Source organism: Erythrobacter sp., assembly GCF_011765465.1.
GTDB lineage: Bacteria > Pseudomonadota > Alphaproteobacteria > Sphingomonadales > Sphingomonadaceae > Erythrobacter.
Genome location: NZ_CP050265.1, coordinates 2,470,744 through 2,493,721, shown reverse-complemented (window position 1 = coordinate 2,493,721; position 22,978 = coordinate 2,470,744). Strand labels below are relative to the sequence as shown.

Genomic DNA, 22,978 nt, shown 5'->3' with positions numbered 1-22,978 from the left:
GGGCGATTCCCGGGGAAAAGTCAAGCGAGCACCCGCCGCCTCACCAGTCCGAGCGGTCGACCCTGCCGCGCTTCGCCTTGACCGCCCCGCGCGCCTTCTTCTGCTTGAGCCTCTGGACCTTGCCGACACGGTTTACCCGGGTCTTCGCGCGGCGTTTGGGCCGGCGATGCGCCGCTGCGAGCAGGGCGCCGAGCTTGTCGCGCGCCTCGGCCCGGTTCGCTTCCTGCGTGCGGTGCTCGCGCGCGGTGATGAGGAGGTCGCCCGAGGCCGTGAGCTTCGACCCCGCAAGCTCGCGCAGCCGCGCGAAGACCGGCGGGGGCAGGCGCAGGGCGTAGACGTTGACGCGCAGCTGGACGGTGGTCGCGACCTTGTTGACGTTCTGCCCGCCCGGCCCGGAGCCCGCGAGGAACGTCTCCTCGGCAAGCGCATGGGCGCGGTCCAGCAAGCCCTCATCCATCGCGCGCGCCCAGTGCGGCGAAATCGGCCGGGAGCGGTGCTCTCGCCTCGATCGGCGGCTTGCCCTCGCGCGGGACGGTGATGCTGGCCGCGTGGAGCATCGTCCGGCCCGCGCCCGGCACAGGCCCGCCGCCATAGACAGGATCGCCCAGCAGGGCTGCGCCGAGGCCCTTCAGCGCATGGACCCGCAGCTGATGGGTGCGCCCGGTTTCGGGGCGGAAGCGGATGAGGCTGTTATCGCCCAGCGCCATGACCAGCTCCCAGTGCGAGATCGCGCTCTTGCCCTTCTTCGCGGCGATCATCCGCCAGCCCTTTTCGGCCGAGCTGATCTTGGAAAGCGCCAGCTCCACCGTTCCCGCTTCGCCCGGCGGGTGCCCGGCGAGCACGGCGAGATAGGTCTTTTCGACCAGCCGCTCCTCGAAGGCGCGGTTGAAGCGTTTCAATGCCTTGGGATTGCGCGCGAGCAGCAGGCAGCCCGAAGTGTCGGTATCGAGCCGGTGAACCGGCACGGGCGGGCGCTGGAAGCCGAGTTTCAATTCGTCCAGCCGATCCTCGAGGCACGGCCCGCCGCGCTTGGGCCGGTCGACCGGCAGCCCAGCGGGCTTGTCGATCACCAGCGCCTCGGCGTCTTCGTAGAGGATCGGGATATTCACGTGAACTTCGCCGGGAAAAGCCCGCGCACCGCGTTGCCGAGGAAGAAACCGTCGGCAAGATCGTCCAGCGTCACCTCCGCCTCGCGCGCGCGGCTTTCCTCGATCAATTGTTCGCGCAGCACGCCCGGCAGCAGGCCCAGCGAGGCGGGCGGAGTGAGGAGCACTCCGCCGCGTTCGAGAAAGACATTGGTGAAGCAGCCCTCGGTCACAAGGCCGTCCTCGCGCACGAAGAGGCATTCGCCCGCGCCCATTGCGCGCGCCGCCTCCAGCCCTTCCTCGTAGAAGCCGCGGTCCGAGGTCTTGTGCCGCAGCCGCCAGTCCGATGGATCGACCGGCAGCGGCAGGGCGACAGCGTCCAGCGGCTCGGTGCGCTCTTCGGGCAGGGGTGCGGTTTCGAGCGCGATCGCCCCGGAGCGCGAGGCGAGCAGGCGCAGTTTGGCCGGCTCCTCCAGTTCGAAGCACAGCGCCTGGATCTGGTTGCGCGCTGCGTGGCGGTCGAAGGAAAAGCCCAGTTCTCCCGCGCTCCGTTTCATCCGGGCGAGGTGCTTTTCGAGGAGGGCGATGCCGCTTTCGGGCTCGAATCGCATCGTCTCTATGAGGTCGCAGGAAGGCCCCGTCAGGCCCGGCGCAGCGCGGCGCGCGAAGCCCGCCTTGATCTCGCATTCGCGGCGTTCGGCAAGCGCCTCGCTGTCGGCGACGATGGCAGAGCCGACGCCAAGCACCGCGTCGCCCTGCCCGTTCTCGACCGGGGTCAGACGCAGCGTGCGGATCGCGACGTTGAAGGCGGCGCTGCCGTCCGCATCGATCCGCCCGACGGCCCCGCAATAGGGTCCGCGCGCGTCGCGCTCGACTTCACCCAGCAGTTCCATCGCCCGGATCTTGGGCGCGCCGGTGATCGAGCCGCAGGGGAACAGCGCCCGCACGAGGTCCATCGCGCCCTTGCCCTCGGCAAGCTCCGCACGCACGCCGGAGACCATCTGGTGCACCGTCGGATAGCTTTCGACCGTGAAGGGCGCATCGACCCGCACGCTTCCCGGCACGGCAACGCGCGACAAGTCGTTTCGCATCAGGTCGACGATCATCAGGTTTTCCGCGCGGTCCTTGACCGATTGCGCGAGTTCGCCCGCCAGCGCCGCGTCTTCGGCGGGGTCGGCGGAGCGCGGGCGCGTGCCTTTCATCGGCTTGACCTTCGCGCTCCGCCCGTCGAGCGCGACGAAGAGTTCGGGCGAGAAGCTCAAAAGCCAGTGCGAGCCGTCGAACACCAGCCCGCCATAGCCCGCCGCCGCCGCCGGGCGGAGCGCGGCGTAGAGCGCGACCGGGTCGCCGCGAAAGGAGCCCGCGAGCGGGTAGGTGAGGTTCGCCTGGTAGATGTCGCCCGCGGCGATTTTTTCCTGCAGCGCGGCGAAGGCGGCTGCGTAACCGCCGGGGGACACTTGCGGGTCGAGCGGGCCGATCCGCGCCTCGCCCCCCTCGCGCCGCGCTTCGAGCCAGCCGGGCACGTCGGCGGCGGCGATCCGCTGCGGCGCATCGAACAGGCCGAGCCAGACGAGCGGCCCGGCGGCCCCGCTGCGCGCGGCGGCGAGCTCCGCCAGCTTCGGCTCGAGCGCGAGGCCCGCCTCGTAAGCAATGTATCCGGCGAGCGTCCCGCCCTCCTCACGCCGCGCGGCATCGGCGGCCTCGAGCGTCGCCCCGACGTCCTCGGGCCGCATCGCGCGAAAGACCGCGCGCGGAGCCTCGTAGAGCAGCGCGTCGGCCGGGGCGCGCGCGCCGTCCCCGGCGGGATCGCGCGCGTCGTCGAGCAGGACATATGGCGTGGGCTCTCCCATTGCCTCCTGCCTTAACCGATACGCGGCCCAAGTCGAGTGCTTGCGGCGGGAAGCCTGCCCCCCAATGCTTGACCGGCGCGCGCCGGGCTTCCAAACCGGAAGCGACGAGGCGAATGGCGGCAAGGGGGCACGGGCGCGCGATGGGCGAGATTTTCCTGGGACTGGGCGGCAATGGCGAGGACCAGCACCTCGCGCTGTCGCGGGCCAACCGGCACGGCCTGATCGCCGGGGCGACCGGCACGGGCAAGACGGTGACGCTGCAGGGGCTTGCCGAAAGCTTTTCCAAGGAAGGCGTCCCGGTCTTCGTCGCCGACGTGAAGGGCGATTTGTCGGGCATCGCCATGCCGGGCTCGCCCACCTTCAAGCACGCCGACAAGCTGGAGGGCCGGGCGAAGGAGCTGGGCATGGACGACTATGCCTATTCCGACAACCCGGTGATCTTCTGGGATCTTTACGGCGAACAGGGCCACCCCATCCGCACGACGATTTCCGAGATGGGCCCGCTGTTGCTCGCGCGGCTGCTGGACCTCAACGACACGCAGGAAGGCGTCCTGCAGATCGTCTTTCGCCATGCCGACGAGAACGGGCTGCTGCTGCTCGATTTCGGCGACCTCACCGCGCTGCTGCAATGGGCGAACGAGAACGCCTCCGAACTGTCGGGCAAGTACGGCAATGTCTCGCGCCAGTCGGTCGGGGCGATCCAGCGGCAATTGCTGAGTTTCGAGGCGCAGGGGGCGGACCATTTCTTCGGCGAGCCGGCGCTCGAAATCGACGATTTCCTGAAGCTCGACGAGAACGGGCGCGGCTTCGTCAACGTGCTTGCCGCCGACCGGCTGATGCGCAGCCCGAAACTCTACGCGACCTTCCTGCTCTGGCTGCTCGCCGAACTGTTCGAGAGCCTGCCCGAAGTCGGCGATCCCGAAAAGCCCAGCCTCGTGTTCTTCTTCGACGAGGCGCACCTGCTGTTCGACGACGCACCCGACGCGCTGCAGGACAAGATCGAGCAGGTCGTGCGCCTGATCCGGTCCAAGGGCGTGGGCGTGTTCTTCGTGACGCAGAACCCGATCGACATTCCCGAGGAGGTCGCAGGGCAATTGGGCAACCGCGTCCAGCACGCTCTGCGCGCCTTTACCAAGCGCGACCAGCGCGCGATTCGCGCGGCGGCGGAGACGTTCCGCATCAACGAGGAACTCGACACCGAACAGGTCATCACCGAGCTGAAGGTGGGCGAAGCGCTCGTCTCGACGCTCGACGAGGACGGCGCGCCCAGCGTGGTCCAGCGCACTCTCATCAAGCCGCCGCGCTCGCGCCTCGGCCCCGTAAGCGACAAGGAGCGCGCGATCATCCAGTCGGTCAGCCCGCTTGCCGGGAAATACGACGAGGCGGTGGACCGGGAAAGCGCCGAGGAAGTCCTGCTCGCGAAGGCAGAGGATGCCGCCGCCACTGCCGAGGAAGTCGCCGAACAGGGCGAGGAGGAAGTGAGGAAGCGCGCGCGCAAGAGCCCTTCGATCTGGGAAAAGGCGATTTCGCGCGGGACCAAGGTCGCCGCAGGCGGGCTTGCGGGCATGGCGGCCTCGAAAGTGCTGGGCAAGAAGAGCCGCGCGAACCCGGTCGCCTCGGGCATTACCTCGGCGGCGGGCTCGATCGCGACCGATCTTGCCGGACCCATCGCCGGGCGCTTCGTGCGTAACCTCATCGGCGGGCTGATGCGCTAGGGCGCTAGATCCCGAACAGCTTGAGCGCCGCGTCGAAAGCGCCCTCGAAGGAGCGCCTGATGCCGCTGCGCCCGGCGAGCGGGGCTTCCTCGACCAGCAGCACGCCGTGGCCCTCCTCGACCCGGTCCTTGAGCAGCGGCTCGATCCCGAAGAAATAGGGCCAGAACGTCTCGGTGCGGATGACCGAATAGGCGCAGTCGGTCGAGAAGCCGATGAGCTGGCCCTGCCCGACGATCCGCCCGCGCGCCGCCGGTTCGATGCGCACGCCGCGCCCGCCTTTCAGCACCAGCTTCGCCGGGCCGTGGAAGACGAGATAGCGCAGCTGGAAGGTCAGCCATGCGGGAAGCGAGAACAATCGCCAGCGGGTCGTGATGCGGACCGGTTCGCCCTGCCGCTGGACGAGGCCAGCGAGCGCGCTGGGGCGCACGACCGCCGCGCCGCCCGACGGAATCTCTAGCAGGGCGAGTTCGGCAAGCGGATCCTTCACCGCCGACACGAGCACCTCCTCGCCCGCCCCGCTGACGGCGGTGAGGAAGCGCATCCCGCTGACGAAACTGGCGATGGGATGGCCGGTGTCGAGCAGCCAGCGGGTGCGCTTTTCGCCCCTCAGCGAGGAGGACTGCAGGTAGTCCTGCCGAACCAGCGCCTCCTCGCCTTCGCCGAGCGTCAGCGCGAGGCTCACGCGGCTCGGCTCGGCAGGCGGGAAGGCGGGCGCGCCCTCCGGCTTGCGGAAGCGCATCGGGGGGCGGCGCGCGGCCCACGGGGCGAGGACGTGGTAGAGCACGACCCGGATCGCGGGCGGCACGAGCAGGATCGCGAGCAGCGCGTAAAAGGCTTTGAAGAGGATGTCTCGCAGCAGGGTCCGCGTCATCGCGCCCGGCTCCTCTTCGGGCAGCACGGGGGCGGCCAGCCCGGCCAGCGCATCGCGCGCCGCGCGCGCCTTTTGCGCCGCGTCCAGCGCGCGGGCGCGCCGCGCGGCGAGGCGGTCCGCGGTCTTGCAGGCATCGCGCACCGCGTCCCTCAAGGTGCTCTCTTCCGAGCGCAGGGCTTCGCGTGCGCGCTGCTCGATTTCCCAGCGGGCCTCGAATTCGGCGAGCGCCCGGCGGTTTCGCGCACAGCGGGTCCGCGCGGCGGCGATCGCCGCCTCGGTCGGCATTCGCGGGTTGGCCTCGAGATAGCGACGCGCCTCCTCGAAGGCCGCCCGTGGCTCGCGCGCGGCTTCGATCAGATCGAGTTCGCCCACCACCAGCGCGAGTTCGAGTTCCGCGCGCTTGCGCGCGACCACGCGCGAGGGGCGGTAGGTGGACAGGAAGCCGCCATCGAGCCGGTCGATTTCCCGGCGCAGTTCCTCGCGCCGCGCGACCAGTGCGCCCGCGCGGGCGTCCAGCGCGTCGAGCGGCAGCGCGGCGATGGCATCCGCGCTGGCTTCGAGCCGGGCCTGCGCGTCCTCGCGGGCCTGCGCGATTTCGGCGGCCACTTCCTCCCCGCTCGCCGTCTCGCGCGCGAGATCGCCCGCAAGGTCGGACGGGACCAGCAGCGCAAGCCCGATCGCCAGCGCGAGCAGGACATAGAGCACGGCGGTGCGCGCCAGCCAGGACAGGGCCGCCTTCATGAAAGGTGACTTAGCAAGCCCGCCCAACCCCGCAAGCTCACGCCCCGCAAGCTCACGCCCCGCAAGCTCAGGCGAGCGGGAAGCGCAGTTCGGCGACGAGGCCGCCTTCGGCGCGGTTGGCGAGCGAGAGCGAGCCGCCCTCCGCTTCGGCAATAGAGCGGGCAAGCGTCAGGCCGAGCCCCGCCCCGCCGGTCGCGCGATTGCGCGAGGCTTCGCCGCGGGCGAAGGGCTCCATCATCGCCTCGATCCTGTCGGCCGGGATGCCCGGCCCCTCGTCCTCGACCGCGATGACCGCCGCGCCGCCTTCGCGCCGCAGCGTCACTTTCGCCCCGCCGCCGTAGCGCACGGCGTTGGAGACGAGGTTCCTGAGCGCGCGCTTCGCCCAAGTCTCGCGCAGGCGCGCGACGATCCGGGGCGCGCCCTCGGGCTCCGCGAGTTCGACCGGTGCGCCGAGATCCTCGAATTCCTCGACCACCGCGCCCGCCAGCGCAGCGAGGTCGACCGGCTCCGCCGCCCCGTCCGCATGGCCGATCCGGGCGAGCGCGAGGATGTCGTCGAGCGTTGCCGTGATGTCCTCGATGCTCGCCGCCATGCGTTCGCGCTGCACCTCGTCGGCCACGCTCTCGATCCGCACGCGCAGCGCGGCGAGCGGGGTCTTGAGGTCGTGCCCGATCGCGCCGAGCATCACGTCCTTTTCATCGATCAGCGCCGCGATGCGCGCTTCCATCGCGTTGTAGGCCGCGATCAGCCGGCGCGTGTCGGCGGGGCCGCTTTCGGGGAGCGGCTCGGCCCGGCCCGGTGCGCGCGAGAAATCCGCAAGGCGCGCGGTCAGCGCGGCGAGCGGGCGGGTGAGCCGCCGCAGCACGAGGTAGAGCAGCAGCACGAGCACGGCGAAGATGACCGCGGTCTGGAACAGGATCGTCGCAAGGCCGCCGCGCGGACGCTCGGGCACGGGCAGGCGCACGGTGATCCATTCGCCGCCCGGTCGTTCCACCGAGGCGAGGACGATGGTGCGGTCCTCCCATCCCGGCGAGCGCAGGCGCGGGCGCCGTTCGACGAGGGTGCGGATGAAGGGGTCCTCGCCCGCGCGCCGTTCGGCGACGAGAATGCGCCCGGCGGCGATGTCCTGCATGGCGAGCACGTCGCGCAGCGAAGCTTCGTAGGACGCCTCGCGCGCTTCGCCGGGGCCGAGCGGCGGGGAACTGCTGCGCTCCGCCCCGATCCGCATCCGCCGGCTTTCGCGCCTGCCCGCGCCGGGGCCAAGGCCGGGCGGGCCGCGCCGTTCGCCGCGCAATTCGGCGCGGCGGGCAGCGCGCGCGGTCCGGCGCTCGGCGCGCTCGGCAAGCTCTCCCTCGGAACGCCCCGCCTCGGCGATCAGGCGGTAGGCGAGCGAACTGACGATCGCCGCCTCGCGCCGCTCCTCGGAGGCGCGGTAGAGCAGCGTCGCGGAGATCGCCTGCGCGACCAGCAGGCCGAGCGCGAGCACTGCCATGACCTGTCCCAACAGGCTCCGCGGGAGGAGGCGCTTCACGGCGTCCCGTCCGGCGGCGCGCGGCGGACCTCGGCGGCGAGGCGGTAGCCGCCGCCGCGCACGGTCAGGATGAGCGTGGGATTGCGGCTGTCGGCCTCGATCTTGCGGCGCAGGCGGCTCACCTGGTTGTCGACCGCGCGGTCGAACAGGTGGGCGGTGCGGCCCTGTACCATGTCGAGCAGGCGGTCGCGGTCGAGCACGGCGCGCGGGTGATCGAGCAGGGCGCGCAACAGGCGGAATTCGGCGGTGGAGAGGGGGACGGAGATGCCTTCGGGATCGGTCAGCTTGCGCTTGAGCGGGTCGAGCCGCCAGCCTTCGAACAGGTAGTGCCAGTCCTCGGCCTGTTCCTGCGGGGAGGCCCCGCGCGCCACGCGCCGCAGCACGGTGCGGATGCGCGCGACAAGCTCGCGCGGCTCGAAGGGTTTGACGACATAGTCGTCCGCGCCCAGTTCGAGCCCGACGATGCGGTCGGTCGCCTCGGTCCGGGCGGTGAGGAATATGACGGGGATGCGGCGCGCCTCGACGAGGTGGCGGCACAGGGAAAGCCCGTCCTCGCCCGGCATCATGATGTCGAGGAGGACAAGGTCGGGCGCGCTTTCGGCGATCCGGGCGCGCGCGGCGGCGGCGCTTTCGGCCTCGGTCACGGCGAAGCCCTGGCCCGCGAGGTATTCGGCGAGCGGTTCGCGCAGGCTCTGCTCGTCATCGACGAGCAGGATGTGCGGACTTTCGGACGGAGCGTTCATCGGCTCTCGTTCATGCGGGGAGGAGGCCCGGCGCGCAAGCGCGCCGGGCCGGGAAGGCGCCTTATTCGGCAGGCGGGATTATTCGGCAGGCGGGGCGGCACGGCGCTGCATCATCCGCGCCTTGCGCTCGGCATGGGCGGCGGCGCGTTCGGCGGCGTTGATCGTGCCCGAGCCGTCGGTGTCGTGCGCGGCGAAGCGGGCTTCGACCATCGCATCGAATTCCGCCCGGCTGACCGCGCCGTCACCGTTTGCATCGGCGCGGGCTAGCATTTTCATGCCGCGCCCGCCCCCGCGGCGGCCGTGCTGCATCCCGCGGCCCCGGCGTTCGCCGCGCATCTGCTCGCGCGCTTCGCGCATGGCGGTGAGTTCGTCCTGCGAGAGCGCGCCCGAGCCGTCCGCGTCGAAGCGTTCGACCATCCGGGCCTGCCGCGCGGCGCGGTCTTCGGCGTCGATCACGCCGTCGCCGTTCGCGTCCATCCGCTCGAAGCGCTGCGCCGCATGGGCCTTGGCCTCGGCAAGCGTTACGAGGCCGTCGCCGTCGCTGTCGCCGCCGCCGCCGCGAGGCGGACCGTCCTGCGCAGCGAAAGCGATGCCGCCCGCGCCAAGCGCGAGGGCGGCGGTCGAAAGGGCAAGGGTGATGCGTTTCATCATGCTTCTCCGAAAGGGGGCTTCGATGCCTCCCCTTATAGAGCGCCCGTGTCGCAGGAGTTTGCCGGGCCCGCGCGAAAATGTCGCGGCTTGTATCGCGCGCGGCCCCGCGTTCACCCGGGCGAAAGCCTCAGCCGGTCGGTTCGGTCATGCAGAAGACGTTGAGCTTGTTCCCGTCCGGGTCGCGGAAATAGCCCGCGTAGAAGCCGTCGTCCCCGCGCGGGCCGGGCGCGCCCTCGTCGCTGCCGCCATGGGCAATCGCGGTGTCGTAGACCGCGTGCACCTTTTCCGGGCTGTCGACCATCAGCGCGACCATCGTGCCGTTGCCGACGGTGGCGGCCTTGCCGTCGAACGGCTTGGTCGCGGCGAGGCCGGGCATGGGCGAATCCATATCGCCCCAGGCGATGAACTGGTCGAATTCCATCATCCGCCCGAAGCCCCAGTGCTTGGCGAGCGCGTCGTAGAACTGCGCCGCGCGTTCGAGGTCGTTGGTGCCGAGTGTCACGTAGCCGATCATTGTCCGTATCCTCCCGTGAAACGCCGCGGAGCGGGACGCCCCGCGACTCGTGTTTCACGCGGAACATTACTAGAACATCGGGCTTGCGGCAATCACCCGCGAAGCGGCGCTGTCTCCTTCTCGAGCCAGGCCAGGTCTTCGCCCGACAGGCGCGGGGCGACGATTTCGCGCACCTTGGCGTGATAGGCGTCGAGCCAGTCGATCTCGGTGTCGGTCAGCAGCGCGGGCTCGATCAGGCGGCGGTCGATGGGGACGAAGGTGAGTGTCTCGAAGCCGAGCCATTCGCCTTCCGCGCCGTCGATATGCTTGGGCACGACGAGGACGAGGTTCTCGATCCGGATGCCGAACGCGTCCGCCTTGTAATAGCCCGGCTCGTTCGAGCAGATCATGCCGGCGAAGAGTTCCTGCCCCGTGCCCGCCTGACCGCCCGAATGCTTGGCGATGCGCTGCGGGCCTTCGTGGACGCCGAGGAAGCTGCCGACCCCGTGGCCGGTGCCGTGGGCGTAATCGACGCCGGCTTCCCACAGGTATTGCCGGGCGAAACTGTCGAGCTGGCCGCCGCTGGTGCCCTGCGGGAAGATCGCGCGGTCGATCTGGATGTGGCCTTTCAGCACGCGGGTGAAGCGGTCCTTCATTTCCGCCGTCGGCTCGCCCGGTCCGACCCAGACGGTGCGGGTGATGTCGGTCGTGCCCGCCGGATACTGTCCGCCCGAATCGCACAGGAAGATCGAGCCGGGCGGGATCGTGATGTTGCTGTCCTCGTCCACGCGGTAATGCGGCAGCGCGGCATGGCCCGCGGCCGCCGAGATCGTGTCGAAGCTGGTATCGCGCAGGTCGCCGTGTTCGCGGCGGAAGGCTTCGAGCTTGGCGGCGGCGGAAAGTTCGTCGACCTCGCCCTTCGGCGCGTTCTCCTCGATCCAGCGCAGGAAGCGCGACACCGCCGCGCCGTCCGCGGCCTGCGCGTCGCGGTGGCCCTGCTGTTCGGCAGGGTTCTTGATCGCCTTGGCGAGGATCGTGGGATCCTGCCGGAAGGCGACCGTTGCCCCGCCCGCGCGCAGCGCCTGCGCGATGCCGGCAACGCCGAAATCGGGATCGACGCTCACGCGCTTGCCCTTCATCTGCGAGAGAGCGCCCTCGAATTCGTCGCGGCCCCGAACCGTCACGGCGTTGCCGAGATGCTTGGCGAGTTCGCTCGTGACCTTGCCCGGTGCGATGAAGAGCTCGGCGTGCCCATCCCTGTGCGCAATCACATAGGCGTGGGCGACCGGCGTGTGCGACACGTCGGAACCCCGGATGTTGAGCAGCCACGCGACCGAATCGAGCGCCGGGACGACGACCGCGTCGAGGTCTTGGCGAGCCAGCCAGTCGGCGACCTCGCCCCGCTTGTCGGCGGAGGAGCGGCCCGCGAGGCTTTCCTCGTGGACGATCGCCTCGGCGGGCGAGGGTTCGGGCTGGTCGGCCCACACCGCGTCGATCGGGTTGCCGTCCGCCGGGACCAGTGCGACCTCGCTGCCATCGAGTTCGCGCTCCAACCGGTCGACCCAGCCTTGCGTATGGAGCCACGGGTCGTAGGCGATGCGCTGGCCCTTTTCGGCCGCGCCTTTCAGCCATTCGGCAAGGCTGTCCTTCGGGATGTTGCGATATTCGAACAGCGAGCCGTCGACCTGCCCCTTGACCTGCACGGTGTAGCGCCCGTCGACGAAGATCGCGGCATTGGTCAGCGTCACTGCGGCAAATCCCGCCGAGCCGCCGAAGCCGGTCAGCCAGGCGAGACGCTGCGCGTAGTCGCCGACATATTCGCTCATGTGTTCGTCGGAAATGGGCACGATGAAGCCCGCGAGATCGCGGCGCTTCAATTCCTCGCGCAGCGCCTTGAGGCGCGCTTCGTGTGTCTGCATCAGCATGGGCGAATTCCTGTTCGTGTGAGCGCGCGCACTCCCTTGCCGCGCGGTTGAGTTCGGCTATCTAGCAACATAGACCGCGTAACCGCGGCTTTCCACCCGTGCCCCCGACCGGGAGGCCCGAAAGAGGGATACGCAACCCATGACGATTTCCCGCCTCGCCCTGATTGCCGCGATGTTCACGGCCGGCGCCGCGATGCTCGCCGCGCCCTCCCCATTTTCGCCCGCAAGCGCCCGCGAGGCCGCCCAGGACAGCAAGGACACGACCCAAGTGAAAGCAGACAAGCCCGCGCCGACTTCCCCTCCCATCGCCGAAAAGCGCGAGCACAGCTACACCCGCCACGGGATCACGATTTCGGACCCCTACGACTGGCTCTACGACAAGAGCTATCCAGAGGTCGACGACACCGACGTGCTCGAATATCTCGAGGCGGAGAACGCCTGGTTCGAGGCCAACATGGCCGGGCAGAAGGACTTTACCGAGGCGCTGTTCACCGAGATGCGCGCGCGGATCAAGGAGGACGACAGCACGGTTCCGCAGAAGGACGGCGACTGGCTCTACTGGTCCGAATTCGAGGAAGGCGCGCAGTATCGCAAGCATTACAGGAAGCCCGTCGCGGGCGGCGAACCGCAGCTCATCCTCGACGAGAACGCGCTTGCCGAGGGGCTCGAATATTTCCGTCTCGGCGCGTTCTCGGTGAGCAAGGACGGACGCTTTCTCGCTTATTCGACCGACACCAACGGGTCGGAACGTTTCGAGGTGCGGATCAAGGACTTGTCGACCGGCGAGCTCCTCCCCGATGTCATTCCCGGCACGCTGTCGGGCCTCACCTGGGTCAAGGGCGACAGCGCGCTCGTCTATGGCGTGGCGACGCCGGAATGGCGCGTGCTCGATGCGCGGATGCACGTGATCGGAACCCCGGTCGAGGACGACGTGATCCTTTACGAGGAGGAGGACCAGAGCTTCCGCGTCGGCACCGGGCTGACCGCGCAGGAGGACTGGCTGATCATCGCCACCGGCGACAACGAGACGAGCGAGGTGCGCCTCGTCCCCGCCGACGATCCCACCGCCGAGCCGATCCTCGTGCGCCCGCGCGAGAAGGGCGTCGAATACGAAGTCGACGTGCGCGACGGGGAACTCTTCGTCCTCACCAACGACACCCACGTCAATTTCCGGCTGGCGAAAGCGACGCTGGAGAAGCCCGGCGAGTGGGAAACCGTGCTGGCGGGGTCGGACGAATTCTACCTGACCGATTTCGAGCTGTTCAAGGACTTCTTCGTGACCGAAGGCCGCCTTGCCGGGCTCGACCAGATCCAGCTGCGCTCCTACGATGCACCGACCGAGGCGCGCCCGATCGCTTTCGGCGAGGCGAGTTATGTCGCCGGGCTCACCAACAATCCCGAATACGACATGGCAAAGCTGCGCCTGTCCTATGAAAGCATGGTCACGCCCGCGACGGTCTATGACTACGACGAGGCGAGCGCGAGCCTTCAGCAGCTCAAGCAGCAGGAAATCCCGAGCGGCTACGACGCCTCGCTCTACACCACCGAGCGCCTGACGATCGAGGCGCGCGACGGGACCATGGTTCCGGTCAGCGTGGTGATGAGGAAGGACCGCGCGGAAATCCTCAAGGAACAGGGCATCGAAGGGCCGGGGCCGCTCCACCTCTACGCCTATGGTGCCTACGGGTTCGCCATCCCGCCGGGCTTTTCGACCACGCGGCTCAGCCTCGTCGATCGCGGCTTCGCCTATGCCATCGCCCATATCCGCGGCGGCGACGATCTCGGGCGGCGCTGGTATCTCGCCGGCAAGATGTTCGAGCGGACCAACACCTTCAACGATTTCGTCGACGCCGGGCGCGGCCTGATCGAGAAAGGCTACACTGCCGAGGGCATGGTCACGGCCAGTGGCGGTTCGGCGGGCGGCGAGCTGATGGGCGCGGTCGTCAACATGGACCCCAAGCAATACGGCGCGGTCGTCGCGCACGTGCCCTTTGTCGACGTGCTCAACACCATGCTCAACAAGGACCTGCCGCTCACGCCGGGCGAATGGCCCGAATGGGGCAACCCGATCGAGAGCAAGCAGGCTTTCGCCTATATCCTGTCCTATTCGCCCTATGACCAGGTGAGCGCGCAGGAATACCCGCCGATGCTGGTGAGGGCCGGGCTGAACGACCCGCGCGTGACCTACTGGGAGCCGGCCAAGTGGGTCGCCAAGCTGCGCGACACCAAGACCGACGACAACATCCTGCTTTTGAAGACCAACATGGGCGCAGGCCACGGCGGCAAGTCGGGGCGCTGGAACTCGCTCTACGAAACGGCGGAGGAATACGCCTTCATCCTGTGGCAGATGGGGATGGCGGGAGACGGGAAGGGCGGATGAGCGAGCCCGCCCGCTTCACCCGCAGCTTCACCGCCCGCCCCGAACACATCGACGAGCTCGGCCACGTCAACAATTCGGTCTGGGTGCAGTGGATCCAGGACCTCGCCACCGCACATTGGGAAGCGGCGGCGGACCCGGAACACGTCGCCGCCTTCTTCTGGGTCGTGATCCGGCACGAGATCGACTACCGCGGCAACATCGCCGAGGGCGAGGTCGCGCATGGCGAAACCTGGATCGAGGGCGAACCGCAGGGCGCGAAATCGGTCCGCCGCGTCGAATTCACCGATGAGGCGGGCAAGCGGCTGGTCAGCGCAGCGACGACCTGGGCCATGCTCGACCGCGAGACGGGCCGCCTCGCGCGGGTTCGGCCCGAGGTGATCGCGCCCTTTCAGGCCGACGGGGCCTAGGCCGCCTCGGTCCCGATAGACCGTTTCGCCAGTGCCTCGGCGCGGCTCGGCGGGGGCGCATCGAACATGGTGAGCTTTTCATAGCTCATCCGGTTGCGGCCCGAAGCCTTGGCCTCGTACATCAGAGTGTCGGCGCGGGCGTAGAAATCCTCGAAGGTCAGCGCGTGGGCCGAAGCGCGCGGCAGTTCGATCACGCCCATGCTCGCGGTGACGGGCTCGCTAAGCCCCGGCACTTCCGAGGCGATGCGCAGCGGGATCGCGCGGCGCAGGTTCTCCGCCCGTTCGAGCGTGCGCTTGCCGCGCAGCAGCACGACGAATTCCTCGCCCCCCAGCCGCGCCGCGACCGAATCCCGGTCGCCCGGCCCCGACAGGGCCGCCGCGCAGGCGATCAGCGCCCCGTCGCCGACCTGGTGGCCGTGGCGGTCGTTGACGTGCTTGAAGCGGTCGAGATCGACCAGCGCGAAGGTGTCGAAGCCCTGTTCGAGCAGGTCGGCAAAGCGGCTCTCGAGCGCGCGGCGGTTCATCAGCCCCGTCAGCGGATCGCGCGAGGAGAGCTGTTCGAGCATCCGCGCCTCGGTCAGCGCGGCGTCGCGCTCGCGCCGTATCGCGAGGAAGCGGTCGGCGATGGCGAGGCTCATCACGATCACCTCCACGGCGGTCGCGACATAGAGCATCTGGTCGAGGCTCGAGGGGCCGACATAGAGCCCCAGGCCGCGCAGCGCCCGCTCGATCGAGGCGAAAATCGCCGGCGCCCAGGCGAGCGCGAGATAGCGCGCCGACCGGCTGCCGCGCATCGCCGCGCGCACGATCGCGACGGTCGTGAAGACCGCCGTCGGCAGCATGGCGAGGAAATAGCCCCGGTCGTCGACCGGCTGGGTCCAGTGGAACTGCAAGGAGAAGAACCCGGGCACGAGGATGGTCCAGGCCCCCACCGCGATCATCAGGCGGCGCATGGCAGGCGTCTGTGCGCCGCGTTCGAGAAATTCGGCAAGGAACAGCGCCGACAGTCCGCATCCCACCGCCCAGGACAGCGGCGCGATCACTGCCGAGAGCGCGACAGGCACGGTCCAGAACACACTGACGAGCCCGCCCGCGAACAGGACATAGGTCATCATCGCCACGACCATGGCCGCGTGCAGCGCGACGAAGCGTTCGCGCAGCACCACGAAGAAGCTGACATCGAAGAACAGCGGCAGGACGAGCATCCCTATGACCATGGCGAGCAGCATCATCTCGTGGCCCGACCAGCCCGCGTCCCCGGCATCGTAGACCAGCCGCGCCTCGGCCAGCAGCGGGACCGAATGGGGCCGTTCGACCCGTACGATCAGCGCGCGGGTTTCCTCGCGGATTTCGGGCAGGGGCAGCGTGAACACCGGCCCCGCGGCGAGCGGGCGCGCCTCGTCTTCGCCATAGGAGCGGATGCGCAGCGTCCCGTCGGCGTCGAGCGCGGCGAGGCTGATCGTGCGGTGGCGCGCGATGCGGGTGACGAATTGGCGCGGGCGTTCCTCCCCGGCCCAGCTGTCCGCTTCGAAGCGCAGCCATGCCACGGGGCGATCGGCGCGCGGCGCGGCCTCGCCGCAGGCCCATGCTTCGCGCCGGGCCATCGCGCGGATGGTCGTGTCGGCATCGCTCGCGGCGTGGCAGCGCGCGACAAAGGCGGGGTGGGCGGAGAGGCCCGGGTCCGCCTCGGCCGGGGCGAGCGGGACGATCAGGCACGCGGCGAGCGCCAGCGCAAGCCGCGTCGCCAGCCCAACCGCCTTCGCGGCCAAGTCGTGCAGGATGAACGGACGTCCCATGGGCGAAACATAACCCGCAAGCTCTTACGATGCCCTTAAACCCGGCCCGCCAATGGGGAGATGTTTCATCAGGCATGACAGGGGTTTATCGCAGGTGAAGAATGCCCTGCGCATTTCCCCGGAGCGGCTCGCCGCAGCGGGTGGAAAACCGTCCGGCGAGCGGTTAGGGCGCGCCGTGCCCGCCCGCCGGGCCGCCCGTCACGGGTCTGTCACAAGTCGCTCCTAGCGCCTGCCTTGCCCTTTCAGGAAACGAAAATCGTGAACATGATGACCCTGCCCGATTCCGTGCGCCGTCCCTTGCGTGGCCTCATCGCTCCCGCCCTTTTCGGCGGCCTCCTCGTCCTTGCCGGATGCGACGGCGGCGCGGGCGGCGGCTCGCGCGATTCGATCCGCGCGGTCGGCTCCTCGACCGTCCTGCCCTTTGCCAAGCAGGTCGCCGAAAGCTTCAGCCGCTCCTACCCCGAATACAAGTCGCCGCTGGTCGAATCGACCGGCACGGGCGGCGGCATCCAGCTGTTCTGTTCGGGCGTCGGCGCGGACACGCCCGACATGGCGAACGCCTCGCGCCGGATGAAGCCGGCCGAATTCGACAAGTGCCAGGCCAACGGGGTCGAGGACATCATCGAAATCCAGGTCGGGCTCGACGGGATCGCCTTCGCCGCGGCGAAAGGCGGCATCGACCTCGATCTCTCCCCGCGCATCGTCTACGAGGCGCTCGCCGCGAATCCCTATGGGCGCGAGCAGACCGCCGAGACATGGGCCGATGTCGATCCCACGCTGCCCGACACGCCGATCCTCGTCTACGGCCCGCCCAGCACCAGCGGCACGCGCGACGCGCTCAAGGAGCTCGTGCTCGAGGCCGGTTGCGACACCAATCCCGAGATGGAAGCGCTCAAGAAGAGCGATCCCGACCGCCACCAGCAGATCTGCACCGAGGTCCGCTCCGACGGGGCCTATTCGGACCAGGGCGAACAGGACAACCTGATCGTCCAGAAGATCGAGGCCAACCCGCGCTCGGTCGGCATTTTCGGCTATTCCTATCTCGAGGAGAACCTCGACAAGGTCGACGGCCTGACGATGAACGGGGTCGAGCCGACCTACGAGAACATCGCGAGCTTCGACTATCCCGGCGCGCGCCCACTCTACGTTTACGTCAAGAAGGCGCACACTCGCGCGATCCCGGGGCTCAAGGAATTCCTGCAGGAATGGGTCAAGATGTGGGACGAGGACGGCCCGCTCGCCCGCACCGGGCTGGTCGCCTCTTCGCCAGAGGTGCGCGCCGAGAACGAGCGCAAGATCGACCAGCTCATCACCCTGACCCGCGCCGACCTGACGGGTGAAGCAGTGGCTGAGGAAACCCCCGCGCCCGCCGGGGACGAATAACGCCTTTCCACCCCCCAAACCGCTCTCGGAGTTCCCCATGACCGCCACGCTCCTTCGCAGCCGCGCCCTCCTCGCGGGCGCTTCGCTCGCCCTGCTCGCCGCCTGCGGAGGCGGGGAAGAGGACACCGGGCCAGAGGCGATTGCCATCGTCGGCTCCTCGACAGTCTATCCCTTCGCCCAGAAGGTCGCCGAGGACTATACCGCTGCCAATGAAGGGGCGGCCATGCCGGTGATCGAATCGACCGGGACCGGCGAGGGGATCGAGGCGTTCTGCTCCGGGACCGGCCCCGACACGCCCGACATCGTCAACGCCTCGCGCCGGATGCACGCGGCTGAATTCAACCGCTGCCTCACCAACGGCGTCGAGGAAATCGTCGAGATCAAGGTCGGGCGCGACGGCATCGCCTTCGTCTCGGCGGTCGACGAGGGGGTCGAACTCGAACTGACCCCGGAAATCGTCTACCGCGCGCTCGCCGACAACCCGTTCGGCGAGGAGCAGGCAAGCGAAAACTGGTCGGATGTCGATGCCTCGCTGCCCGATGCGCCGGTCATCGTTTACGGCCCGCCCGCAAGCTCGGGCACGCGCGAGGCGATGCAGAAGCTGGTGATGGAGCCGGCCTGCACGTCGAACGCCGACATGGCCGCGCTCGAGGAGAGCGACGCAGCCGCCTTCCTGCGCAATTGCGACGCGCTGCGCGGCGACGGCGCCTATAGCGAACAAGGCGAAAAGGACGACCTCATCGTGCGCAAGGTCGCGGGCAATCCGCGCGCGGTCGGCATTTTCGGCTATTCCTATCTCGAAGAGAACGAGGATCTGGTGAAGGCGCTGCCGCTGAAGGGGGTCGTGCCGACGTCGGAGACGATCGCGGACGGCTCCTATCCCGCCGCGCGCCCGCTCTACATCTACGTCAAGAAAGCCCATGTCGGCGTCACGCCGGGGCTAGAGGACTACCTTGCGCAATGGGCCGCAAGCTGGGGCGAAGGCGGGCCGCTCGCCAATATCGGCCTCGTTCCCGCGACCGAGGAGGCGCGCGCCGAGAGCGCGGCGGCGGTCGAAGCGCTTCCGGCGATGACGGGCGAGGATCTCGAATAGAACAGGCTTGGCGGTCCCCCTTCCCCGTCCTAATCCTGTGGGGATGGTGACGGGAAGGATCGCGCGCTGGCACGAGGCCGGGCTGATCGACGCGGAGACGCGCGACCGGCTTGTCGCCTATGAGGAAGAGCATTCGCGCCCTTTCGCGCTGTGGGCGGTGTTCGGCATCGGGGCGCTGGCGATCGGGCTCGGCCTCGTCTCGCTGGTCGCGGCGAACTGGGAGGAGGTGCCGGGGCAGGTCCGCCTCGCGGTGCATCTGGCGCTGATCGCGGGGGCGTTCGCCGCGCTGCTGCTGCGCGAGGAGCGGCTGGCGGCGGCCTCGCCCTGGGCGGTGGAGGCGCTGGTCTTCGTCACCGCCGCATTGGGCCTCACCTTCTTCGGGCATCTCGGGCAGGTCTACCAGACGAGCGCGCCGCTGTGGGAGCCGCTGGCGGTGTGGCTGGCGCTGTTCGGCCCGCTGATGCTGGCGACGGGGCGCGGCTGGCCGGTCGCGGCGGCGCTGGTCGGCGGGGCGATCTGGTGCGCGTGGGAATACCATTCCGCGCTCGGAGGCTTTCTAGTCCGGCGCACCGAGGAGCCGGCCTGGCCGTGGCTCGCGCTGATGACGGCGCTGCCGGTCCTGTTCGCTCCGCTGGGGGCCGCCCTGCGTTCGCGCAGCGCCCGCGCCGATTTCTGGCGGCGGGTGGAGCAATGCGGGCTTGCCTACACGATCGCGGGGGCATCCATCTTCGCCGCGCTCGCCAGCGTCGGCGCGTTCGAGAGCGAGCCCGGCGCGCTCGACCCCGCGAGCCAGCTGGTGCGCGCCGCCGTGGCCCTCGTGGCCGGGGCGCTGGTGGCGGCGGCGCGCCCGACCCTCTCGGGCCGGATGGCGGGCGGGATCATCGCGCTCGCCGGGCTGGTCACGGCGGTCGTCTTCGGGGCGAATGATGTCACCGTGCTCGCCGCCGCGCTGTTCATGGCGCTGTGGGTGGGCATCGCCGCCGCCGCGCTGGTCGCGGGGTGGCGCGGGGTGTTCCAGCTCGCGGTCGGAGTGATCGTGCTGCGGCTGATCGTGCTCAGTTTCGAGCTGGCGAGCGACCTCCTCCTGAGCGGTTTCGGGCTGATCCTGTCGGGTGTGCTGGTGCTCGGCATTGCGTGGGCGGCGTGGCGAGTCAGCCGCAGCTTCGCCCCCGAGGCGGAGGCGGAGGGATGAGGCTCGCCCGGCTCGCCGCGCTCGCCTTGCCGCTCGCCGGGCTTGCGGCGCTGTGGGCGTGGAGCGACTATGCCTCGCGTCAGGGAACCGACTGGGAGGTCCCGGTCGAGGGCTACGACCCGCGCGACCTGCTGCGCGGGCACTATGTCGAATTCACCTATGACTGGCCGATTCGCGAGGACGAAGCTGCTGCCAACTGGGACTTCGCCCCGTCGCCGTGGGGCCTGTGCCTGTCCGGTCATCCGCCGACCATCGCCGAGGCCGTGCCGTTCGACCCTTATGACGAGGCGGCGCTCGCGGCCTGCGCGCACCCGTTGCTCGCCGACAGCGGCGGGGTCTACGGCAACGACAGCCTCGTGCGCGGACGCCTCTATGTCGGGCAGGAGCGCGCACGGGAAATCGAGGAGCAGCTGGCGCAGCGCGATATGCGCGGGGTCGTCCGCTTCCGCCAGCGCGAGGACGGGACCTTTACCTTGCAGGACATCCGCTTCCGCCCGCTCACGCCCGAAGAGCGCGCCGAGCGCGAAGGCGGCGCAGATCGCGAGGGCATCGAACCCACCGCCCCGCCGATCATGGAAGAGCCCGCCCCAGACGAATAGGGGCGGGAGCCTCGCGGCCCCCGCCCCTTCGTATCCGCTCGTGCCAGTTCAGTTGCCGAAGCGTGCGGTCAGCTGGATGCCGTAGAAGCGCGGCTCGGCCGGGATGAAGGTCGGGATGGTGAACGCCCCGCCGGTGTTGCCCGCGTCGAGCAGGTAGTCTTCATCGAAGGCGTTGCGGATGAAGCCCGCGACCTCGAACCGCTCGTCGGCGAAGCTGACCCCGGCGCGCGCGTTGACCAGCGTCACCGGCCCCTGCGAGATCAGCGGGTTGTTCGGCACTTCGAAGAAGATCCGGCTGCGATGCGTCACGCTGGGCGTCGCGAAGAAGCGCACCCCGTCGCTGATCGGGTAATCGATCGTCAGACCGCCCGAAGCCTGCCATTCCGGCTGCAGGCGGAAGCGCGCGCCCGAGAACGCCGGAGAGAACGCCCCGTCCTCGTCGATGCCGCCGTCGATGAAGCCGACATTGCCGAACACCTGCAGCCAGTCGGCGACGTCGATCGCGACTTCCGCCTCGACCCCGAGATTCTTCGCGCTCCCCGCGCTCGCGGTGACGAAGGCGCCGGTCGGATTGCCCTGCGCGTCGAGCTCCGCGATCGAGACCTGGAAGTCGTCATAGACCTGGTAATAGACCCCGAGCGAGCCCGAGACCGGCCCGGCGGCGAGCTTCACCCCGCCTTCGTAGTTCCACACGACTTCCTCGGGGATGGTCGTCGCGCCCGCGGCGTTGACCTGCACCACCGGCGAGCGGCGGCCCTTCGACACGGTGGCGAAGACGTTGACGTCGTCGCTGATGCGGTAGAGCGCGTTGAAGCGCGGCAGGACGGCCTGGAATTTCTCCTCGGCGGTGATGGTCTGGCCGTTGGTGTCGACCTGCCCGGGGATCAGCGGCGCGCCGGAGAGCACCGAGTTCGGGATGTCCGCGCGGAAGCCCGAGCGGCGGTATTCCTGCAGGAAGCGCACGCCCGCGGTCAGTTCGAGCCTGTCGGTCGCGATCCAGGTCGCGTCGGCGAAGATCGAATAGGCTTCGTTGCGGCCCTGGTTCTCGAACACGGAGCTGTAAGGGATCGCCTGGAACGCGCCGCCGGTGGCGAGGCCCGTCACCGCCGCAGCGGGCACGGTGCCGTCGGGCGCGACGCAGGGGATGCCGGGGATCAGCGGCGCACCGAACAGCGTGGTGAGGCACTGGAGATAGGTGCCTTCCTCGGTCGCGAAAGGCACGTTCTGGAGGCCGTCCTCGATGAACAGGTTCCAGCCCATGCTCGCCCTGAGCTCGCTGCCCGAATAGGTGAAGCGGCCTTCGTGGCTGACCTGCCAGCCCTCGGCGTTCTCGGTGAATTCGAGGAAGGGCGCGGCCGAGCCGTCGGCGTCGAACACTTCGCGGCTGTCGAATTCGCGGTAGCCGTTGACCGTGGTGAAGGTCCAGTCGTCCGAAAAGGCGTATTCGGCGGTGAGGTTGACGTCGTAGACTTCGCGGTTGAGGCCGAGCTGGTCGTCGCCCAGCGCCGCCGCGCCTGCCGGGTTGCCGCCGAGATTGGCGTCCTCGAAGGCATTGGCCGCGCCGCCCGGCGCGCCGAGGAAGGCGGGGAAGGTGCCCGAGATGAAGGGCGTGCCGCCGTTACGCTGCTGGTCGTAGGTGGCGATGAGGTCCACCGTCACGTCGGCATTCGGCGTGTAGCGCAGCGAGCCGCGCACGCCGAGCTGGTCCTGCGCGTAGAGGTCTTCTTCCTGGTTCGCGCTGAGATTGGTGACGTAGCCGTCACGCGTGCGCCATTCGAAGGCGATGCGGCCCGCGAGCACGTCCGAGCCCGCATTGATGTGGCCGCCAAGCAGCGTCTGGTTGAAATTGCCGTAGCCGCCGCGGATCTCGCCCGAGAAGCCCGCGCGGGGCTTGGCCGAGACGAGGCTGATCGCGCCCACGGCGCTGGCCGTGCCGAACAGGGTCGCCTGCGGACCCTTGATCACCTCGACCCGCTCGAGGTCGTAGATGGCCTGGTAGGAACCGCGCGAACGCGAGATGTCGACGCCGTTGTAATAGAGCGTGACGCGCGGGCCCTGCTGGGCGGAGCCGCTGTCCGAGGTGATCCCGCGGATCACGATGCCAGGGTTGTTGGCGCTCTGCTCCTGGATGTTGAGGCCGGGGATGTAATTCGACAGCTCGTCGAGATCGGTGACGCCGAGTTCCTCGATCCGTTCACCGCTGGTGGCCGAGATGGTGATCGGCACGTCGAGCGCGCGCTGTTCGATCTTCTGCGCGGTGACGATGATCTGGTTGCCCTGGTCGTCGCCTTCGGGCGCTTCGTTGTCCTGCGCGAAGGCCGCCTGCGGCAGCGCGGCAAGGGTCGAGGCGAGGGCGAGAAGCGACACGGAGCGCGTGCGCGCGGCACGTCGGAAAGTGGAGCGAAGCATCTGTCGTTATCCCTGGTGTTGAGAGAGAGGACCTCCCCCGTGACACCGGTTGGTGACGATGCTGCGACCGCGAAGAGTCACTCCGGTTGCAGGCGCATTACAGTTTCGGGACGT

At 69.3% G+C, this 22,978-nt stretch carries 18 protein-coding genes; 7 read left to right on the top strand and 11 right to left on the bottom strand.

The annotated features are described in order from the left end of the window. Positions 1 to 40 precede the first annotated feature (40 nt). From arfB to pabB, 3 genes are read right to left on the bottom strand one after another with little or no spacing between them, the layout of a single operon-like run. Positions 41 to 457, bottom strand: coding sequence for an alternative ribosome rescue aminoacyl-tRNA hydrolase ArfB (gene arfB, locus G9473_RS11940; RefSeq protein ID WP_291133554.1), 417 nt, complete (start codon positions 455 to 457; stop codon positions 41 to 43). Next, the gene (locus G9473_RS11935) at positions 450 to 1,109 is read right to left on the bottom strand and encodes an RluA family pseudouridine synthase (RefSeq protein WP_291133553.1); all 660 of its coding nucleotides are present in this window, start codon (positions 1,107 to 1,109) and stop codon (positions 450 to 452) included. Before G9473_RS11935 ends, arfB begins: the two co-directional genes overlap by 8 nt. After that, complete coding sequence (gene pabB, locus G9473_RS11930; protein ID WP_291133552.1) at positions 1,106 to 2,935, bottom strand: aminodeoxychorismate synthase component I; 1,830 nt, start codon at positions 2,933 to 2,935, stop codon at positions 1,106 to 1,108. The genes G9473_RS11935 and pabB overlap by 4 nt, the downstream gene beginning before the upstream one ends. 140 nt (positions 2,936 to 3,075) lie before the next feature. On the opposite strand from pabB, the gene G9473_RS11925 reads away from it, so the two are divergent. Further along, positions 3,076 to 4,650 carry a helicase HerA-like domain-containing protein gene (locus G9473_RS11925; protein ID WP_291133551.1) on the top strand — a complete coding sequence of 525 codons (1,575 nt, stop codon included), beginning with the start codon at positions 3,076 to 3,078 and terminating at the stop codon, positions 4,648 to 4,650. A 4-nt stretch (positions 4,651 to 4,654) separates the two neighbouring features. Here G9473_RS11925 and G9473_RS11920 read toward each other — a convergent pair whose 3' ends face one another. From G9473_RS11920 to G9473_RS11895, 6 genes are all read right to left on the bottom strand, one after another. Next, positions 4,655 to 6,262, bottom strand: coding sequence for a hypothetical protein (locus G9473_RS11920; RefSeq protein ID WP_291133550.1), 1,608 nt, complete (start codon positions 6,260 to 6,262; stop codon positions 4,655 to 4,657). Between the two features lie 67 nt (positions 6,263 to 6,329). After that, positions 6,330 to 7,754, bottom strand: a complete 1,425-nt coding sequence (locus G9473_RS11915; protein ID WP_291133549.1) for an ATP-binding protein — start codon at positions 7,752 to 7,754, stop codon at positions 6,330 to 6,332. Positions 7,755 to 7,789: 35 nt separating this feature from the next. Further along, positions 7,790 to 8,536 (bottom strand): response regulator transcription factor, encoded by a 747-nt coding sequence (locus G9473_RS11910; RefSeq protein WP_291133548.1) that lies wholly within the window; start codon positions 8,534 to 8,536, stop codon positions 7,790 to 7,792. Between the two features lie 78 nt (positions 8,537 to 8,614). Further along, on the bottom strand, positions 8,615 to 9,184 hold the full coding sequence (locus G9473_RS11905; RefSeq protein WP_291133547.1) for a hypothetical protein: 570 nt from the start codon (positions 9,182 to 9,184) through the stop codon (positions 8,615 to 8,617). A 130-nt stretch (positions 9,185 to 9,314) separates the two neighbouring features. Further along, a complete protein-coding gene (locus tag G9473_RS11900) occupies positions 9,315 to 9,701 on the bottom strand; it encodes a VOC family protein (protein ID WP_291133546.1) in 387 nt (128 codons plus the stop codon). Positions 9,702 to 9,793: 92 nt separating this feature from the next. Then, entirely contained in the window at positions 9,794 to 11,605 is a 1,812-nt protein-coding gene (locus tag G9473_RS11895) for an aminopeptidase P family protein (RefSeq protein ID WP_291133545.1), read from the bottom strand. Between the two features lie 139 nt (positions 11,606 to 11,744). Between G9473_RS11895 and G9473_RS11890 the strand changes: the two genes are divergently transcribed. Together G9473_RS11890 and G9473_RS11885 are read left to right on the top strand one after the other, a co-directional pair. After that, on the top strand, positions 11,745 to 13,985 hold the full coding sequence (locus G9473_RS11890; RefSeq protein WP_291133544.1) for a S9 family peptidase: 2,241 nt from the start codon (positions 11,745 to 11,747) through the stop codon (positions 13,983 to 13,985). Beyond that, entirely contained in the window at positions 13,982 to 14,392 is a 411-nt protein-coding gene (locus G9473_RS11885) for a thioesterase family protein (protein WP_291133543.1), read from the top strand. Before G9473_RS11890 ends, G9473_RS11885 begins: the two co-directional genes overlap by 4 nt. Here the strand turns inward: G9473_RS11885 and G9473_RS11880 are convergent. Further along, on the bottom strand, positions 14,389 to 16,188 hold the full coding sequence (locus tag G9473_RS11880) for a diguanylate cyclase (RefSeq protein ID WP_291133542.1): 1,800 nt from the start codon (positions 16,186 to 16,188) through the stop codon (positions 14,389 to 14,391). The genes G9473_RS11885 and G9473_RS11880 overlap by 4 nt on opposite strands. A gap of 264 nt (positions 16,189 to 16,452) precedes the next feature. On the opposite strand from G9473_RS11880, the gene G9473_RS11875 reads away from it, so the two are divergent. From G9473_RS11875 to G9473_RS11860, 4 genes are read left to right on the top strand one after another with little or no spacing between them, the layout of a single operon-like run. Next, on the top strand, positions 16,453 to 17,571 hold the full coding sequence (locus G9473_RS11875) for a substrate-binding domain-containing protein (protein ID WP_291138431.1): 1,119 nt from the start codon (positions 16,453 to 16,455) through the stop codon (positions 17,569 to 17,571). 37 nt (positions 17,572 to 17,608) lie between these two features. Beyond that, the gene (locus G9473_RS11870) at positions 17,609 to 18,664 is read left to right on the top strand and encodes a substrate-binding domain-containing protein (RefSeq protein WP_291133541.1); all 1,056 of its coding nucleotides are present in this window, start codon (positions 17,609 to 17,611) and stop codon (positions 18,662 to 18,664) included. Positions 18,665 to 18,707: 43 nt separating this feature from the next. Further along, positions 18,708 to 19,856, top strand: coding sequence for a DUF2157 domain-containing protein (locus tag G9473_RS11865; RefSeq protein WP_291133540.1), 1,149 nt, complete (start codon positions 18,708 to 18,710; stop codon positions 19,854 to 19,856). After that, positions 19,853 to 20,455, top strand: coding sequence for a GDYXXLXY domain-containing protein (locus G9473_RS11860; RefSeq protein ID WP_291133539.1), 603 nt, complete (start codon positions 19,853 to 19,855; stop codon positions 20,453 to 20,455). The genes G9473_RS11865 and G9473_RS11860 overlap by 4 nt, the downstream gene beginning before the upstream one ends. Positions 20,456 to 20,503: 48 nt before the next feature. On the opposite strand, the gene G9473_RS11855 is transcribed toward G9473_RS11860, so the two are convergent. Then, complete coding sequence (locus G9473_RS11855; protein ID WP_291133538.1) at positions 20,504 to 22,864, bottom strand: TonB-dependent receptor; 2,361 nt, start codon at positions 22,862 to 22,864, stop codon at positions 20,504 to 20,506. Between the last annotated feature and the right edge of the window lie 114 nt (positions 22,865 to 22,978).

Excerpts from the sequence above, each read along its gene's own strand:
- arfB (WP_291133554.1), bottom strand. The coding sequence starts at position 457 with ATGGATGAGGGCTTGCTGGACCGCGCCCATGCGCTTGCCGAGGAGACG.
- pabB (WP_291133552.1), bottom strand. The coding sequence starts at position 2,935 with ATGGGAGAGCCCACGCCATATGTCCTGCTCGACGACGCGCGCGATCCC.
- G9473_RS11925 (WP_291133551.1), top strand. The coding sequence starts at position 3,076 with ATGGGCGAGATTTTCCTGGGACTGGGCGGCAATGGCGAGGACCAGCAC.
- G9473_RS11920 (WP_291133550.1), bottom strand. The coding sequence starts at position 6,262 with ATGAAGGCGGCCCTGTCCTGGCTGGCGCGCACCGCCGTGCTCTATGTC.
- G9473_RS11915 (WP_291133549.1), bottom strand. The coding sequence starts at position 7,754 with ATGGCAGTGCTCGCGCTCGGCCTGCTGGTCGCGCAGGCGATCTCCGCG.
- G9473_RS11910 (WP_291133548.1), bottom strand. The coding sequence starts at position 8,536 with ATGAACGCTCCGTCCGAAAGTCCGCACATCCTGCTCGTCGATGACGAG.
- G9473_RS11905 (WP_291133547.1), bottom strand. The coding sequence starts at position 9,184 with ATGAAACGCATCACCCTTGCCCTTTCGACCGCCGCCCTCGCGCTTGGC.
- G9473_RS11900 (WP_291133546.1), bottom strand. The coding sequence starts at position 9,701 with ATGATCGGCTACGTGACACTCGGCACCAACGACCTCGAACGCGCGGCG.
- G9473_RS11895 (WP_291133545.1), bottom strand. The coding sequence starts at position 11,605 with ATGCTGATGCAGACACACGAAGCGCGCCTCAAGGCGCTGCGCGAGGAA.
- G9473_RS11890 (WP_291133544.1), top strand. The coding sequence starts at position 11,745 with ATGACGATTTCCCGCCTCGCCCTGATTGCCGCGATGTTCACGGCCGGC.
- G9473_RS11885 (WP_291133543.1), top strand. The coding sequence starts at position 13,982 with ATGAGCGAGCCCGCCCGCTTCACCCGCAGCTTCACCGCCCGCCCCGAA.
- G9473_RS11880 (WP_291133542.1), bottom strand. The coding sequence starts at position 16,188 with ATGGGACGTCCGTTCATCCTGCACGACTTGGCCGCGAAGGCGGTTGGG.
- G9473_RS11875 (WP_291138431.1), top strand. The coding sequence starts at position 16,453 with ATGATGACCCTGCCCGATTCCGTGCGCCGTCCCTTGCGTGGCCTCATC.
- G9473_RS11870 (WP_291133541.1), top strand. The coding sequence starts at position 17,609 with ATGACCGCCACGCTCCTTCGCAGCCGCGCCCTCCTCGCGGGCGCTTCG.
- G9473_RS11865 (WP_291133540.1), top strand. The coding sequence starts at position 18,708 with ATGGTGACGGGAAGGATCGCGCGCTGGCACGAGGCCGGGCTGATCGAC.
- G9473_RS11860 (WP_291133539.1), top strand. The coding sequence starts at position 19,853 with ATGAGGCTCGCCCGGCTCGCCGCGCTCGCCTTGCCGCTCGCCGGGCTT.
- G9473_RS11855 (WP_291133538.1), bottom strand. The coding sequence starts at position 22,864 with ATGCTTCGCTCCACTTTCCGACGTGCCGCGCGCACGCGCTCCGTGTCG.